Origin of the sequence: Herbaspirillum autotrophicum (assembly GCF_001189915.1) — a bacterium.
GTDB lineage: Bacteria > Pseudomonadota > Gammaproteobacteria > Burkholderiales > Burkholderiaceae_D > Herbaspirillum > Herbaspirillum autotrophicum.
On sequence record NZ_LFLS01000009.1, the window covers coordinates 95,089 to 110,209 of the forward strand.

Sequence of the window (15,121 nt, forward strand, 5' to 3'; positions counted from 1 at the left end):
TCACTCCTTGATGAATTGGTAACCCAGGCGATAAACGGTCTGAATGCAAGTCTTGTCACTGCCGAGCACCGAGATTTTTTGCCGGATGCTGCTCAGGTGGACATCGATGTTGCGGTCGAAGCGCGCCAGCGGGCGGCCTAATCCTTGTTCCGACAAGTGTTGTTTGCTGACCGGTTTGCCGGCATTGCGTGCCAGCACTTCCAGCAGGTTGAATTCGCTGCTGGTCAGTTCCAGGACCTGGCCGGACCAGGTGGCGCGCCGTTGTTCCGGCCACATCGACAGCGCGCCGACCGACAGCGGCGAGTAACTGCCGGATTCCGGCTGTTCACTTTCAGTGCGACGCAGAATGGCGCGCACGCGTGCGGTCAGTTCGCGCGGCGTACATGGTTTCGGTACGTAATCGTCGGCGCCCAGTTCGAGGCCGATGATGCGGTCGGTATCGTCGCCCTTGGCGGTCAGCATCAAGATCGGCAAATTGCTTTTGGCGCGAATCCGGCGCAAGGTTTCCAGGCCATTCAGGCGCGGCATCATGACGTCGAGCACGGCAATGGCGTAGCTGCCGGACAATGCTTCGACAATGCCGGTTTCGCCGTCATGGGCGACCCGCACTTCAAATTTTTCCTGCTCCAGATATTCGCGGAGCATGTCAACGAGTTCAATATCGTCGTCTATCAGCAATACTTTTGACATCGGTACTGAGTTCACTTTCTTGGGTATGGGATGGTAACCACAGTTGCTTGCTCTGTGCATGCTGCCTGGATACAGTTATCCTGCGGCAACTCCTTTGGCAGTGCGCTGTTCAGGCACTGGACGGGAATCGCTTTACACGAACATATTATCTGTCAGCAGGCGCTAATATGCCGCAAAACCATGGCTTCCGATATGTCAATATAACGCCTTATCCCGGCTCTTTACAATTTGCATGATGGCCTGCAGGGGCGGGCTGCAGCAGGAAAACTGTGATCAGACAAAGTCGCGCAGCGTTACTGCCCAAGGGCAGCTTTACCGTAATTTACGTTTATTTACCTGGCATGGCTGAACTTTCCGGGTGGGGGTGATTGATACTTTCGCTATTCATCAATTGATATTCGCTTGGAATATCAAAAAACAATCAAGGCGCCGTGCGTCATTACATTCATCGGGCCGTGGGGGCGAAAATCATATGAACATTGGTATATCGGGCGAGGTGCCATTCCCGGATTCATGGGCGGTCAGCAGCGCGGTGTCAGAGCTGAGGGCGCAGGTGCAGGACCCTGATCGCAAGGTCACCGTCGCTTCATGCGGCAATGTCATTTGCGCGCCGGCATGATGGATATGCTGGCAGCATCCGCGCTCAATGATCTGGTCACGCTGATGGTGCAAAGCGTGGCAGCCAATACCGAGGGCCGGCATCAGGATAGTCTGCAGTATCTGGATCAGGCGCTGGCGCTGGAACCCGATTTCTTTCCTGCCCACAGCAGCCGCGGCGATCTGTTGCACGCCATGGGGCGCTACGACGAAGCCTTGGCCGCTTACGATCAATGTCTGTTGCGCAGTCCGCGACTGGAGCATGTGCTGCTGGCGCGCAACAATACCGTCAGCGCGCTGCTGGCAGATTGCGATCAGCAACTATCCCGCCGACCGCACGATGTCGCGGTACTGCTGCGACGCGGCCTGATGCTGATCCGGCAGGAACAATATGCGCTGGCGCTGGCCAATGTGGATCAACTGCTGTCGCTGGCGCCGGTCAATCTGGATGCCTTGAATCAGCGCGGCAATATCTTGCTGGAATTGAACCGGCACGAAGAAGCCTTGCTTTGCTATGACCGCATTCTGGCGCTGGAAGCGGGTCAGGCTTCGGCATGGTTCAATCGCGGCAATGTACTGCGCAAGATGAATTGCCTGAATCAGGCGCTGTGGTGTTATCAGGAAGCCCTGAGTGTGCAGCCCGATCTGGCCGCGGCACAGGTGGCACAAAGCCACAGTTTGCTGATGCTTGGCGATTTCGCTGCCGGCTGGCCGCTGCATGAGGCGCGCTGGGGAATTCCCGATGTGCAGATGCACGCCATTAAAAGTCAGGCGCCACGCTGGCTGGGACAGACGGCGCTGAGCGGAAAAACGGTGTTGCTGTGGGCCGAGCAAGGTTTGGGCGACAGTTTGCAGTTCGTGCGTTATATCCCGCTGGTGGCGGAAACCGCGGCGCGGGTCATCGTCTGCGTGCCGCCGCCGTTGGCGCAATTGCTGGAAAGCCTGCTGCCGCCGGCATTGCTGACAATCATTACCAATGACAAGGCATTGCCGCCGCATGACCTGCATTGTCCGCTGATGAGTTTGCCGCTGGCATTGAGCTGGCGGCTGGCGACGGTGCCGGCAGATGCCCCGTATCTGTTTGCCGACGCCGCACTGCAGGCGCAATGGGCGCAACGGCTTGGTCCGCGGGCCGGCAGCCGGCTGCGGGCAGGTCTGGTCTGGCGCGGGCAGCGTTACAGCGTAGCCAATCGCGGTCGCGATATGGCGCTCAGCGATCTGTTGCCGCTGGCGGGCGACGACGTTGAGATGATCAGTGTGCAACAGCAGCGTCTGGCGGCAGATGCCGAGGCTCACGCCGCCTGGCCACAGCTACGCGAATTCGGTGCCGAACTGACCGATATGGCACAGACTGCGGCGTTGATCGGGAATCTGGATGTGGTGATCAGTGTCGATACTGCCATCGTGCATCTGGCGGGTGCCTTGGGTATCCCGGCACTGCTGATGTTGCGTTACGAAGGGGAGTGGCGCTGGGGGCAGCCGGGCGAGCAGGGCGCGCCGTCGCTGTGGTATCCGACGGTGCGGGTGTTCCGGCAAGAAAAACGGGCTGACTGGCAGCCCGTGGTCAATCGTGTGCGCGCTTGCCTGGCAGACTGGCAACGCCGTCCGCCGGGACTTCAGGATCAGCGCCGGTGAGTTTTCATGGCGGCCTGAATTTCGCGCTGGCCGTCGCGCTGCCGCTCGGTTTCGCGCTTGTCATGCTGCTTCTTGCCCTTGGCCAGGCCGATTTCACATTTGACGCGGCCTTTGCTGAAATGCAGGTTGAGCGGCATCAGCGTATAGCCGGAACGTTCTACCTTGCCGATCAGTTTGCTGATTTCGGCGGCGTTGAGCAGCAGCTTTCTGGTGCGTGTGGTTTCCGGATGGACGTGGGTCGAGGTGCTGGTCAGCGCGCTGATATGGCAGCCGAACAGATAAATCTCGCCATTCCGGATGATCACGTAGGCTTCCTTGATCTGTGCACGACCGGCGCGGATCGCCTTGACTTCCCATCCTTCGAGGACGATTCCGGCCTCGAAACGGTCTTCGATGAAGTAATCGAAAAAGGCCTTTTTGTTATCAACTATGCTCATCTGGTAGGAAAACCTGTCTGGTCGGTTAAAATTTCAACTTCGTGATTTTATCAAACGGACCACCTTTCATGGCAGTCGTACAAAAAACAGTCCTGATCAACTATAGCGCACAGCAAATGTTCAACCTGGTTGATCGTGTCGAAGACTATCCTGAATTTCTGCCGTGGTGCGGCGGGGTCGAGATTATCGAGCGGCAGGAGGACAAGCTTACCGCCAAGCTCAAAATCAACTATCACGGCATCAAACAGTCGTTTACGACTGAAAACACCAATGCACCGCCGACCAGCATGACCATGCGACTGGTCGAGGGGCCGTTCAGGCATTTCGAAGCGCGCTGGAATTTCCGGCCCTTGCGCGACGACGCCTGCAAGATCGAGTTCGATATGCAGTACGAATTTTCCAGCCGCATCCTGGAATCGGTGATCGGTCCGGTATTCAGCATGATCGCCAACAGCTTCGTCGACTCATTTTGCAAACGTGCAGAACATATATATGGCTGAAAGCGCACAATTGCAAGTTGAAATTTGTTATGCCACGCCGGATGTGCAAATTCGCCGCGAGCTGATGGTGGCCGACGGCACCACGATTCAGCAAGCGATCATGCAGAGCGGGCTGTTGCGTGACTGCAGCGCCATCGATCTGACCGTATGCCGGGTCGGCATCTACGGCAAGCTCAAAACGCCCGACACCGTATTGCGCGATCAGGACCGGATTGAAATTTACCGGCCGCTGATTGCCGATCCCAAAGACTCACGCCGCCAGCGCGTGAGCGTCAAAGCCGCCCGCAGCTAGCTTGCGCTGCGGCCGCAATGGGCACGCATTGTTGGAGGCAATCGGGTGGCGGCGTGTCGATTTCGCCACGGCCGGAGTGCAATCGGCTTCAAGGCCGATGCCAAAAGCAGGAAAAATGCAAGTGCTGCGCGACTGCCATAAAAGTTTTCTGTATAATTCGGTTTTGCGCCTATAGGAAATGCTATGCGTCTTCTCCAAAAAGCACTCACATTCGATGATGTGCTGCTCGTCCCCGCTTACTCGGATATTCTTCCGAAAGATACATCCCTCGCTACTCGCCTGACCCGCAATATCGCGCTGAACATTCCTCTGGTGTCGGCTGCCATGGATACCGTGACGGAAGCACGTCTGGCTATTGCCATTGCGCAAGAAGGCGGCATCGGCATTGTGCACAAGAATCTGACTGCCCGCGAACAGGCGCGTGAAGTCTCCAAGGTCAAGCGTTTCGAATCCGGCGTGGTACGTGACCCGATCACGATTCCGCCGACCATGAAGATCCGCGACGTGATCGCGTTGTCGGAACAGCACGGCATCAGCGGTTTCCCGGTAGTGGAAGGTTCCAGCCTGGTCGGCGTGATCACCAACCGCGATTTGCGCTTCGAAGAAGAACTGGACGCCGAAGTGCGCGCCAAGATGACGCCACGCGACAAGCTGGTGTACGTCAAGGACGGCGCCGATCTGGAAGAAGCCAAGCGGCTGATGAACAAGCATCGCCTGGAACGCGTGATGGTGGTCAACGACAACTTCGAGTTGCGCGGCCTGATCACTGTCAAGGATATCCAGAAATCCACTGCTCACCCGTTTGCCAGCAAGGATGAACACGGCAAGCTGCGCGTCGGCGCGGCAGTCGGCGTCGGCCCGGACAATGATGAGCGCATCGAATTGCTGGTGGCGGCCGGTGTGGATGTGCTGGTGGTTGATACCGCCCACGGCCACTCGTCAGGCGTGCTGAATCGCGTCAAGTGGGTCAAGACCCGTTATCCGCACGTCGAAGTGATCGGCGGCAACATCGCTACTGCAGCCGCCGCCAAGGCATTGGTAGAGCATGGCGCAGATGCGGTCAAGGTCGGTATCGGTCCCGGTTCGATCTGCACCACCCGTATCGTGGCCGGTGTCGGCGTACCGCAGATTTCGGCGATTGCCAATGTGGCGCAGGCGCTCAAGGGCACCGGCGTGCCGGTGATCGCTGACGGCGGCATCCGTTTTTCGGGTGACGTTTCCAAGGCGCTGGCAGCAGGTGCTTCCAGCGTCATGATGGGCAGCATGTTTGCCGGTACCGAAGAAGCGCCGGGCGAAGTCATTCTGTTCCAGGGCCGCAGCTACAAGTCGTATCGCGGCATGGGTAGCCTGGGTGCGATGGCCGACGGTTCTGCCGACCGCTATTTCCAGGACGGCGAAAACAATGCCGACAAGCTGGTGCCGGAAGGTATCGAAGGCCGCGTTGCCTACAAGGGCAGCGTACTGGCGATTCTGTATCAGCTGGTGGGTGGTGTGCGTTCCTCGATGGGTTACTGCGGTTGCGCCACGATCGAAGAATTCCGCGACAAGGCGGAGTTCGTCGAAATCACTTCGGCCGGTATGCGTGAATCGCACGTGCATGACGTGCAGATCACCAAAGAAGCACCAAACTACCGCGCTGACTGACCGGCGTGCAAGGCAGTGCGTCGCCGGTCTGACGGCCGCGACGCAGCGCTTGATGTCTGTTGTCACTGATTTACCGCTACCGGCTGTGTTGCCTGCGTAGCGGTTTTGTATTTCCGGAGCCGGCTACCGGCTGTTTTCCTCACTGTTGCTACCAAGCGCTTTTTCTCATGCACTCAAAAATTCTGATTCTCGATTTCGGTTCCCAGGTCACACAACTGATTGCTCGTCGCGTACGCGAAGCCGGCGTGTTTTCCGAGGTCTATCCTTACGACGTCAGCGATGAGTTCGTCCGCAATTACGGTGCTGCCGGCGTGATTCTGTCGGGTGGTCCCAACAGCGTGACCGAAGGCGATACCCCGCGCGCGCCGCAAGCGGTGTTCGAACTGGGCGTGCCGGTACTGGGCATTTGCTACGGCATGCAAACCATGGCCGAGCAACTCGGCGGCAAGGTGGAAAACGGTTTGCTGCGCGAATTCGGCTACGCGGAAGTACGTGCCCACGGCCATACTGCCTTGCTCAGGGAAATCAGCGATTTCACCACGGCCGAAGGCCATGGCATGCTGAAGGTCTGGATGAGTCACGGCGACAAGGTCAATGAAATGCCGGCCGGCTTCAAGCTGATGGCGTCGACCGGCAACTGTCCGATTGCCGGCATGGCCGATGAGGCGCGTCATTTCTACGGCGTGCAATTCCATCCGGAAGTCACGCACACAGTGCAAGGCAAGGCGTTGCTGGGACGTTTCGTGGTCGATATCTGCGGCTGCCAACCGGACTGGAACATGCCTGACTACATCGCCGAAGCGGTGGCGTCGATTCGCGCACAAGTGGGCGACGACGAAGTGATTCTCGGCCTGTCCGGCGGGGTCGACAGCAGCGTTGCGGCGGCACTGATCCATCGTGCCATCGGCGACAAGCTGACCTGTGTGTTCGTCGATCACGGCCTGTTGCGCCTCGACGAAGGCAAGATGGTCATGGACATGTTCGGCAAGAATCTGGGCGTGAAAGTGATTCACGTCGATGCCACTGATCAGTTCATGGGTCATCTGGCGGGTGTTACCGATCCGGAAGCCAAGCGCAAGATCATCGGCCGCGAATTCGTCGAAGTATTCCAGGTGGAATCGGCCAAGCTCAAGAGCGCCAAGTGGCTGGCCCAGGGCACGATTTACCCGGACGTCATCGAAAGCGCCGGCAAGGGCAAGAAGGGCGCGCACACCATCAAGAGCCATCACAATGTCGGCGGTTTGCCGGATACGCTGAACCTGAAATTGCTGGAGCCATTGCGCGAACTGTTCAAGGACGAAGTCCGCGAGCTCGGCGTGGCACTCGGCCTGCCGCATGAAATGGTGTACCGTCATCCATTCCCGGGTCCGGGTCTGGGCGTACGTATTCTGGGTGAAGTCAAAAAAGAATTCGCCGATCTGCTGCGTCGTGCCGATGCCATCTTCATCGAAGAACTGCGCAACACCAAGGAAGCCGATGGTCAAAGCTGGTACGAAAAGACCAGCCAGGCGTTTGCCGTATTCCTGCCAGTCAAATCGGTTGGCGTGATGGGCGATGGCCGCACCTACGAATACGTGGTGGCCTTGCGCGCGGTACAGACGCAAGATTTCATGACGGCACACTGGGCGCATCTGCCGCACGAATTGCTGGGCAAGGTCTCGAACCGCATCATCAATGAAGTACGCGGCATCAATCGTGTGGTGTATGACATTTCGGGCAAGCCGCCGGCGACGATTGAGTGGGAATAAGGTTTCCGCAGGGAAGCGTTGTTCACTGACTGATTGACTATAAAGCCCTGTTTTGACAGGGCTTTATATTCTGGATGGTCGCTGGCAGTTCTTGCATTCTGAAGAATGCAGGGAGAATCTGAGGCGATTCAGTCCGGCGCATGGCGTTCGCCGGTCACATTGTTTTTAGCATCATTTTTAGAGTCCCCCCCCATGGAAATCAAAGTCAACTTTCTCGATAAGCTGCGTCTTGAAGCCAGGTTCGATGACTTCACCGTCATTGCCGACCAGCCTATCCGTTACAAGGGTGATGGCTCGGCGCCCGGTCCGTTCGATTATTTTCTGGCGTCATCGGCCTTGTGTGCGGCTTACTTTGTAAAGTTGTACTGCAACACGCGCAATATTCCGACCGACAATATCCGGCTGTCGCAGAACAATATTGTTGATCCGGAAAACCGTTACCAGCAGATTTTCAAGATTCAGGTGGAGTTGCCGGCAGATATTCCGGAAGCAGACCGCCGCGGCATCTTGCGCTCGATTGAGCGCTGTACCGTGAAAAAAGTGGTGCAGGCCGGCCCCGAGTTTGTGATTGAAGAAGTCGAGAATCTGGATGCCGATGCGCAGTCGCTGCTGACATTGAAGCCGGCTGCTGACGAGAGTACCTATATTGTCGGCAAGGATCTGCCGCTGGAGCAAACCATCGCCAATATGTCGGGGCTGCTGGCCAATCTCGGCATCAAGATTGAAATCGCTTCGTGGCGCAATATCATTCCCAATGTCTGGTCGCTGCATATCCGCGATGCGCATTCACCAATGTGTTTTACCAATGGCAAGGGCGCGACCAAGGAAAGCGCGCTGGCCTCGGCGTTGGGCGAGTACATCGAGCGGCTCAGCAACAACCATTTCTACGCCGGTGCGTTTTGGGGCGAAGACATTGCGGATGCGTCGTTTGTCCATTACCCGGACGAGCGCTGGTTCAAGCCGGGTCGCAAGGATGCGCTGCCGGTTGAAATTCTGGATGCGTACTGCCTGGAAATCTACAATCCCGACGGCGAGTTGCATGGTTCGCATCTGGTCGATACCAACTCCGGCAATGTCCAGCGCGGTATCTGTTCGCTGCCGTATGTGCGGCAGTCGGATGGCGCCGTGGTGTATTTCCCGACCAACCTGATCGAAAACCTGTACGTCAGCAATGGCATGAGCGCCGGTAATACGCTGGCTGAAGCGCAGGTGCAATGTCTGTCCGAAATTTTCGAGCGGGCGGTAAAGCGCGAAATTCTGGAAGGTGAAATCGCCTTGCCTGACGTGCCGCACGAGGTGCTGGCGAAATACCCCGGCATCCTGGCCGGGATTCAGGGTCTGGAAGAGCAGGGCTTCCCGGTGCTGGTCAAGGATGCGTCGCTCGGCGGCACCTATCCAGTGATGTGCGTCACCTTGATGAACCCGCGTACCGGCGGTGTCTTTGCGTCATTCGGCGCGCACCCCAGTCTGGAAGTGGCGCTGGAACGCAGTCTCACGGAATTGCTGCAAGGTCGCAGTTTTGAAGGCCTGAATGATTTGCCTCAGCCGACCTTTGAAAGCAATGCGGTGACGGAGCCAAACAACTTTGTCGAACACTTCATTGATTCCAGCGGTATCGTGTCGTGGCGCTTTTTCAGCGCCAAAGCCGATTTCGACTTTGTTGAATGGGACTTTTCCGGCCACGGCGAAAACTCGAATGCTGAAGAAGCCGCCACCTTGTTCGGCATTCTCGAAGCGATGGGCAAGGAAGCCTACATGGCGGTGTATGACCAGCTCGGTGCCGTCGCCTGCCGGATTCTGGTGCCCGGTTATTCGGAAATTTATCCGGTAGATGATTTGATCTGGGATAACACCAACAAGGCACTGTTGTTCCGTGCCGATATTCTGAATCTGCATCGTCTGGACCATGCTGCATTGGAGGCATTGCTTGAGCGTCTGGAGAATAATGAGCTGGATGAGTATTCGGATATCGCCACCTTGATCGGCATTGAATTTGACGAAAATACGGAGTGGGGGCAACTCACCGTACTGGAGTTGAAGTTGCAGATCAGTCTCGCCTTGCAGCAATTCGAGACGGCGCATGAACTGGTGGGCGCCTTCTTGCAGTACAACGACAACACGGTCGAGCGCGGATTGTTTTACCAGGCGTTGAATGTGGTGCTGGAGGTGTCGCTCGACGATGATCTGGAACTGGACGACTACGTGCTCAACTTCCGCCGCATGTTTGGCAACGCGCGCATGGATGCGGTAATGGGGACAATGGATGGCAGTGTGCGCTTCTTCGGGCTGACGCCAACCAGCATGAAACTGGAAGGGCTCGACCGCCACCATCGCCTGATCGACAGCTACAAAAAACTGCACAAGGCACGCGCCAGTGCAGCAGCGGCTGCCAGCTAGCGCGACCAGCGAATTGCAGGGGAGGAGGGGCAATTCGCTGAAGGGCCGCCAGTCGCCAGAGAGAGGTAACAAAAGACCGAGGACTTGTACCTCGGTCTTTTTTTTGTCCGGACGGGCCGGTTGCGTGTGCGGAATCCACATGCCGGGTGCAGCAGCGATGCTCGTCAAACGGTTTTTGCAACAAGTTGACTGGCGCTGGCGATCAACTTTCAATTAATACCCGGGTAATATTGATTTTTAAATTTATCCGGGTAATAATGCGTGCATTCCATTTGAAAGAATAGCCATGCGCCACCAATTTACCCCTTCTTATACCTGCTTCGACGGTCATCGGCATGTCGATACCGGATCTCTGCAATCGATCGCACTGGTTTTCAAAAAAGTGATGGCGGCAGGGTCTGACACGCCGGTACTGGTTTTTGATAACGCCAGCGGCCGCACCATCGATCTCGATATACGCGGCACGGAGGCGGAAGTACTGGCGCGTTTGCCGGTTGCGGCGGCCAGCGATGCCGCCGTCACTGAAACAGATGGTGCTGAAGCCGACGCCTCGCTACAAGCCGCGGCACGTGGACGCGGCCGCCCCAAACTGGGGGTCGTGCCCCGCGAAGTCACTTTGTTGCCACGCCACTGGGAGTGGCTGGGCGAACAGCCCGGCGGCGCTTCAGTGATGCTGCGGAAACTGGTGGAAGAAGCGCGTCGTGCCGGCAGTGACAAAGCGCAGCAGCGCAAGGCCGGTGAACGGGCCTATCACTTCATGCAAGCCATCGCCGGCGACCTTCCGGGCTTCGAAGAAGCCACCCGTGCATTGTTCGCGCGCGAGCCGGACAAATTCCGGAGATGTATTGCCGACTGGCCCGCCGATGTCCGTGATCATGCCATCCTGCTCGGATTCGACAGTGCGTCAGCCGCTGCTGATCATTGACCGCGAAAGTGCGCGATGGTGAACGCTGCCAACGCCATCGCCTGTCAGCTTGAACCAAGGCCGGCATCCTGGCGCGCACTCGCCGCGCACGAGGCGTATCCGCAGAGCGCGGGACATCGCACCGCCGGGCTTGACGATGTGCGTCTGCTGCGGCTTTCCGGGATCGGCACCCGCCTTTTGATATAGCCGCACTCCCGGCCTTTACCGATTCAACATGTATTTCCCGGCGCAGCCATGTGGCGCACCGGGCGGGACTTCCTTTACTTTTCAAAACATGAAACCAAACTCTCAACCCAATACTGCGGCTGGAATTGCACCGCGCCCGTTGTGGCGTATTTATCTGGCCATTTTGCTGCCCATGATGTTGACCAATGCATTGCAGGTCACGGCCGGCACGCTGGATGGGATCTATCTGGGAAAGATGATCGGCGTCGAGGCCATCGCCGCGGTCTCTGCGTTCTTTCCCGCCTTCTTTTTTCTGCTCGCGATCATCATCGGTTTGAGCACAGGTGCCACGGTCCTGATCGGGCAGGCATGGGGTGCGCGCAGTCCGGAAAAGGCGCGTGCGATTGCCGGCACTGCGCTGGCCGTGGTGTTGGCCGCAGGACTGGTGGTCAGCGTCGGCGGCGGTATGTTTGCCGGCGTGTTGCTCAAGATGTTGGGCACACCTGTCGACATCTTGCCGCAGGCCAGCCTGTATGCGCGCATCATGTTTATCGGGACGCCGGTCATTTTTCTGCTGTGGCTGGTGACCTCAATGAGTCGCGGCGTTGGCGATGCGGTCACGCCGATGTGGGCGTTGCTGCTGGCAACCGTGATTGCGATGGTATGCACGCCGGCGCTGATCCGTGGCTGGGGTGGTTTGCCGCAACTGGGCGTGGCCAGTGCAGCGGTGTCCACCTTGACCGGGTTTTCCGTGGCGTTGGCGTGGCTGGTTCGTCGCTGGATACGTCATGCACATCCGTTGGCGCCGGACATGCAATTGTTGCGCGGCATACGGTTTGACGTGTCGATCGTGCGACGCATGTTGCGTATCGGTATTCCGGCGTCGCTGCAAATGTTGACCATGGCACTGGCCGAGATTGTTTTGCTCGGCATGGTGAACCGCCATGGTTACCAGGCCACTGCCGCCTATGGTGCGGTCAATCAAGTCATGGGCTGGGTACAGTTGCCGGCGATGTCGCTGGGAATTACCGCCACCATCTTGTCGGCGCATGCCATCGGCGCGGGTAACAGCCAGCGGCTGGGCGCCATTGTCAAAACCGGGTTGTACCTGAACATGGCAGTGACCGGCACTATCATCGCTTTGGTTTATTGTTTGTCGCCATGGATCATGGGATGGTTCTTGCAAGATGCTTCTGTACTGGCGCTGGCGCAGACCTTGTTGCATACGGTGGCCTGGGCGGTGCTCGTGCTGGGTGCCGCCAGCGTTCTGACTGGTGTCATGCGTGCCAGCGGCACAGTCTTGCGGCCAGCTATGCTGGGCATGGTCGCGATTCTCGGTGTCGAGTTGCCGCTGGCCTGTTGGCTGCACAACGTCATGGGATTGCAGGGAATCTGGTGGGCCTACCCGGCCGGGTTCATTGCCATGTTGCTGTTGCAGGCAATTTTTATGCGATGGTTTTGGCGCCAGCAGCCTGTCCGGCGACTGTTGTAAGCAAAGAATTGTCTATCGGTGCACACTGACAGGCAGTTCAGGTGCAGCACGCGGCCAGCGGCCGGCGTGCTTGCACAATATATTTTCCTGGCGCATCTGCCTGCCATGTCAGAGACGCGGTGGTGCGCTCAACATCAAACCGGTACTAAAGAGACATAGGAGAAAGACATGCAAATCGGATTTGTCGGATTGGGGGTAATGGGTACCCCGATGGCACTCAACCTGGCGCGGGCCGGCACACCTTTGCTGGTGTGGAGCCGCTCCGATGGCAATTATCCGGCGTTGCGCGACGCCGGGGCGCAGATTGCCGCCGATCCCGGCGAGGTGTTCACCGGCTGCGACATGGTGATCCTGATGCTGGCCAACGATCAGGCGATTGATGCCGTGCTCGGCCGGAGCGCGCCGCAGTTTGCAGCGCGTGTGAATACCCGCATGGTCATCAATATGAGCACGACCTCGGCCGAATATTCACGCCAGCTTGCGGCTGATATCCGGGCGGCCGGCGGGCGCTATGTCGAAGCACCGGTGTCCGGTTCGCGCAAGCCGGCCGAAGCCGGTCAACTGGTCGTGATGCTGGCCGGTGCCGCTGCCGACGTGGCGGCTGTGCGGCCATTGCTCAAGCCGTTGTGCCGCGACAGTTTTGAATGTGGCGAAGTGCCGGCTGCGCTGACCATGAAACTGGCCGTGAATCTGTATCTCATCACCATGGTGACCGGCTTGTCGGAAGCGGTGCTGTTTGCCCGCCAGCATGGTATCGATCTGGCGACATTTGCCGCAGTGCTGAATGCCGGTCCGATGGCCAGTGAAGTGTCAAAGGGTAAATTGAGCAAGTATGTTGCCGGCGATTTTTCCGTGCAGGCAGCGATTTCCGATGTTCTCAAAAACAGCCGCCTGGTGGCGGCGGCCGCACACCAGGCCGGCGTTGCCGCGCCCTTGCTGGAAGTGTGTCGCGCACTCTATGGCGAAACTGAAGCGATGGGAGAGGGCGCGCTGGATATGGTGGCGGTCATCCATGCGCTGGAACAGCGCAATCCGGTACTGCGTGACGATGCCAGCTGAGTTGCGGTGTCGTGCGGTTGCCCCGGATGCCATTGCAGTTCATTGACGCCCTTGTGGCGCCGCCAGCGCAAAGCGGAATACCGCGCCGCGCCCGGGCAGTTGCAGCAGTTCGATGGTGCTGTCGTGTAGTTGCAGGATGCGGTGCACCACCAGCAAGCCGAGGCCGCCGCTGTCGTGTTCGCTGGACAAGCCAAACGGCCGCCGGAACAAGCGGTCCAGCAGTTGCGGCGGCAAGCCCGGTCCGCTGTCGCTGAGCGTGACCACCACCGATCCCGGCTGCAACGTCAGCGCGACCGTGATGTCGCCGCCCGGCGGCGTGTGGCGCAGAGCATTGTCGATCAGGTTGGTCAGTACCCGTTCTATCATGCCGAGGTCGGCGTTCACCAATGCCGCACCCGGTGGCAGCGTGGCCAGTAGCTGCGTGTGCCGCTCCTGCGCCTGCAATTCAAATTTCTCGAATACGTCTTGAATCAGATCGCTCAGTGAAAAATCTTCCAGCACCGGCGCCGCCATGCCATGTTCCAGGCTGGCCAGTTCGAACAGCGTTTGCGCCAGTTTGCCGACCTTGCGACTCTGTCCCAGTGCCACCCCGAGGTAGCGCTGGCGGTCCGCCGCCGTCAGCGTGGCATCCTTGCTGTACAAGGTTTCCAGATACACGTGCAGCGAAGCCAGCGGCGTGCGCAAGTCATGTGAGATGTTGGCGACCAGTTCGCGTCGCTCCTGATCGAGTTGCCTGAGTGTCTGCCATTGCTCGCCGATGCGGGTACTCATTTGCTGGAACGCTGATTCCAGTACCGCGATCTCGTCGCGCCGGCCGGCCGGGCTGGGCGCCGGCGTCGCCATCATGGTGTCTGTCAGTGCCGGCAGTGGTGCTGGCGCAGCGTCGGCGGTGGTGTCGAAGTGGCGCATGGTGTGGGTCAGGCGTCGCAGCGGTCGCGTGATCAGGCGGAATGCCATGAGCCCGGCCAGCAGTCCCAGCAAGGCGACCAGGGCCATCGACCACAAGGTGGTGCGCAGCACCGAACTGGCAGCCACGCGGGCGGCCAGCCGGTCATGTTCTTCTCCCAACAGCACTACATAGATATAGCCGACTTCACGGCCGCTGCTGCGCAATACGGCGGCACTGAATACCTTGCGGCCACTGGCGCTGCGCGGATCGTCACCGAGGATCGGCAATGGCCGGCCGGCCAGCAGGCGGCGTACCGGTTCGAGATCGATATGGTCGCGTTTCAGATGGCCTTCCGGTGCCGCGTGGCCGAGAATGCGTCCCGCCGGATCAAGCAAGTAAACCTCGACGCTGGGATTGACCACCATCAATTGATCGAACATGCGACGAATGGCGGCCGGTTCCAATCCTTCCGGACCCATCACCTGGGTGTCGAGGGCGATGCTCTTTGCCAGTTCGCGCGAGAGGCCTTGCACCACTTCTTTTTCATGCATGTCGTTAGCGCGAATCTGCAACCAGGCAGAGACGCCGCAGCACGCCAGCAACAGCGCAGAAAAGGCCAGCGACAGGCGCTGTGACAGGGGCAGATTCATG

12 protein-coding genes are annotated in these 15,121 nt (G+C 58.6%); 9 read left to right on the plus strand and 3 right to left on the minus strand.

Translation table 11 applies throughout. From position 1 onward, the window contains the following. Complete coding sequence (locus AKL27_RS09385; protein WP_050462543.1) at positions 1–690, minus strand: response regulator transcription factor; 690 nt, start codon at positions 688–690, stop codon at positions 1–3. A gap of 588 nt (positions 691–1,278) precedes the next feature. Here AKL27_RS09385 and AKL27_RS09390 point away from each other — a divergent pair. Next, positions 1,279–2,922: a tetratricopeptide repeat protein gene (locus AKL27_RS09390; RefSeq protein ID WP_232310951.1), complete on the plus strand. Its 1,644-nt coding sequence runs from the start codon at positions 1,279–1,281 to the stop codon at positions 2,920–2,922. Here AKL27_RS09390 and smpB read toward each other — a convergent pair. Beyond that, a complete protein-coding gene (smpB, locus tag AKL27_RS09395) occupies positions 2,910–3,359 on the minus strand; it encodes an SsrA-binding protein SmpB (RefSeq protein ID WP_050462544.1) in 450 nt (149 codons plus the stop codon). The genes AKL27_RS09390 and smpB overlap by 13 nt on opposite strands. 68 nt (positions 3,360–3,427) lie before the next feature. Here smpB and AKL27_RS09400 point away from each other — a divergent pair, with 68 nt between their 5' ends. The 8 genes from AKL27_RS09400 to AKL27_RS09435 all read left to right on the plus strand — a co-directional run bounded on the left by AKL27_RS09400 (position 3,428) and on the right by AKL27_RS09435 (position 13,581). After that, the gene (locus tag AKL27_RS09400; RefSeq protein ID WP_050462545.1) at positions 3,428–3,859 is read left to right on the plus strand and encodes a type II toxin-antitoxin system RatA family toxin; all 432 of its coding nucleotides are present in this window, start codon (positions 3,428–3,430) and stop codon (positions 3,857–3,859) included. After that, a complete protein-coding gene (locus tag AKL27_RS09405; protein ID WP_050462546.1) occupies positions 3,852–4,151 on the plus strand; it encodes an RnfH family protein in 300 nt (99 codons plus the stop codon). The genes AKL27_RS09400 and AKL27_RS09405 overlap by 8 nt, the downstream gene beginning before the upstream one ends. 183 nt (positions 4,152–4,334) lie before the next feature. Further along, the gene (gene guaB, locus AKL27_RS09410; protein ID WP_050462547.1) at positions 4,335–5,795 is read left to right on the plus strand and encodes an IMP dehydrogenase; all 1,461 of its coding nucleotides are present in this window, start codon (positions 4,335–4,337) and stop codon (positions 5,793–5,795) included. A gap of 167 nt (positions 5,796–5,962) precedes the next feature. Beyond that, complete coding sequence (gene guaA, locus AKL27_RS09415) at positions 5,963–7,543, plus strand: glutamine-hydrolyzing GMP synthase (RefSeq protein ID WP_050462548.1); 1,581 nt, start codon at positions 5,963–5,965, stop codon at positions 7,541–7,543. 192 nt (positions 7,544–7,735) lie between these two features. Beyond that, positions 7,736–9,940 carry an OsmC domain/YcaO domain-containing protein gene (locus AKL27_RS09420; RefSeq protein ID WP_050462549.1) on the plus strand — a complete coding sequence of 735 codons (2,205 nt, stop codon included), beginning with the start codon at positions 7,736–7,738 and terminating at the stop codon, positions 9,938–9,940. Between the two features lie 286 nt (positions 9,941–10,226). Continuing rightward, positions 10,227–10,865 carry a DUF2239 family protein gene (locus AKL27_RS09425; RefSeq protein WP_050462550.1) on the plus strand — a complete coding sequence of 213 codons (639 nt, stop codon included), beginning with the start codon at positions 10,227–10,229 and terminating at the stop codon, positions 10,863–10,865. A gap of 274 nt (positions 10,866–11,139) precedes the next feature. Continuing rightward, positions 11,140–12,522: an MATE family efflux transporter gene (locus AKL27_RS09430; RefSeq protein WP_050462551.1), complete on the plus strand. Its 1,383-nt coding sequence runs from the start codon at positions 11,140–11,142 to the stop codon at positions 12,520–12,522. A 168-nt stretch (positions 12,523–12,690) separates the two neighbouring features. After that, entirely contained in the window at positions 12,691–13,581 is an 891-nt protein-coding gene (locus tag AKL27_RS09435; RefSeq protein WP_050462552.1) for an NAD(P)-dependent oxidoreductase, read from the plus strand. 39 nt (positions 13,582–13,620) lie between these two features. On the opposite strand, the gene AKL27_RS09440 is transcribed toward AKL27_RS09435, so the two are convergent. Then, positions 13,621–15,120: a cache domain-containing sensor histidine kinase gene (locus AKL27_RS09440; RefSeq protein WP_050462611.1), complete on the minus strand. Its 1,500-nt coding sequence runs from the start codon at positions 15,118–15,120 to the stop codon at positions 13,621–13,623. Position 15,121: the final 1 nt, after the last annotated feature.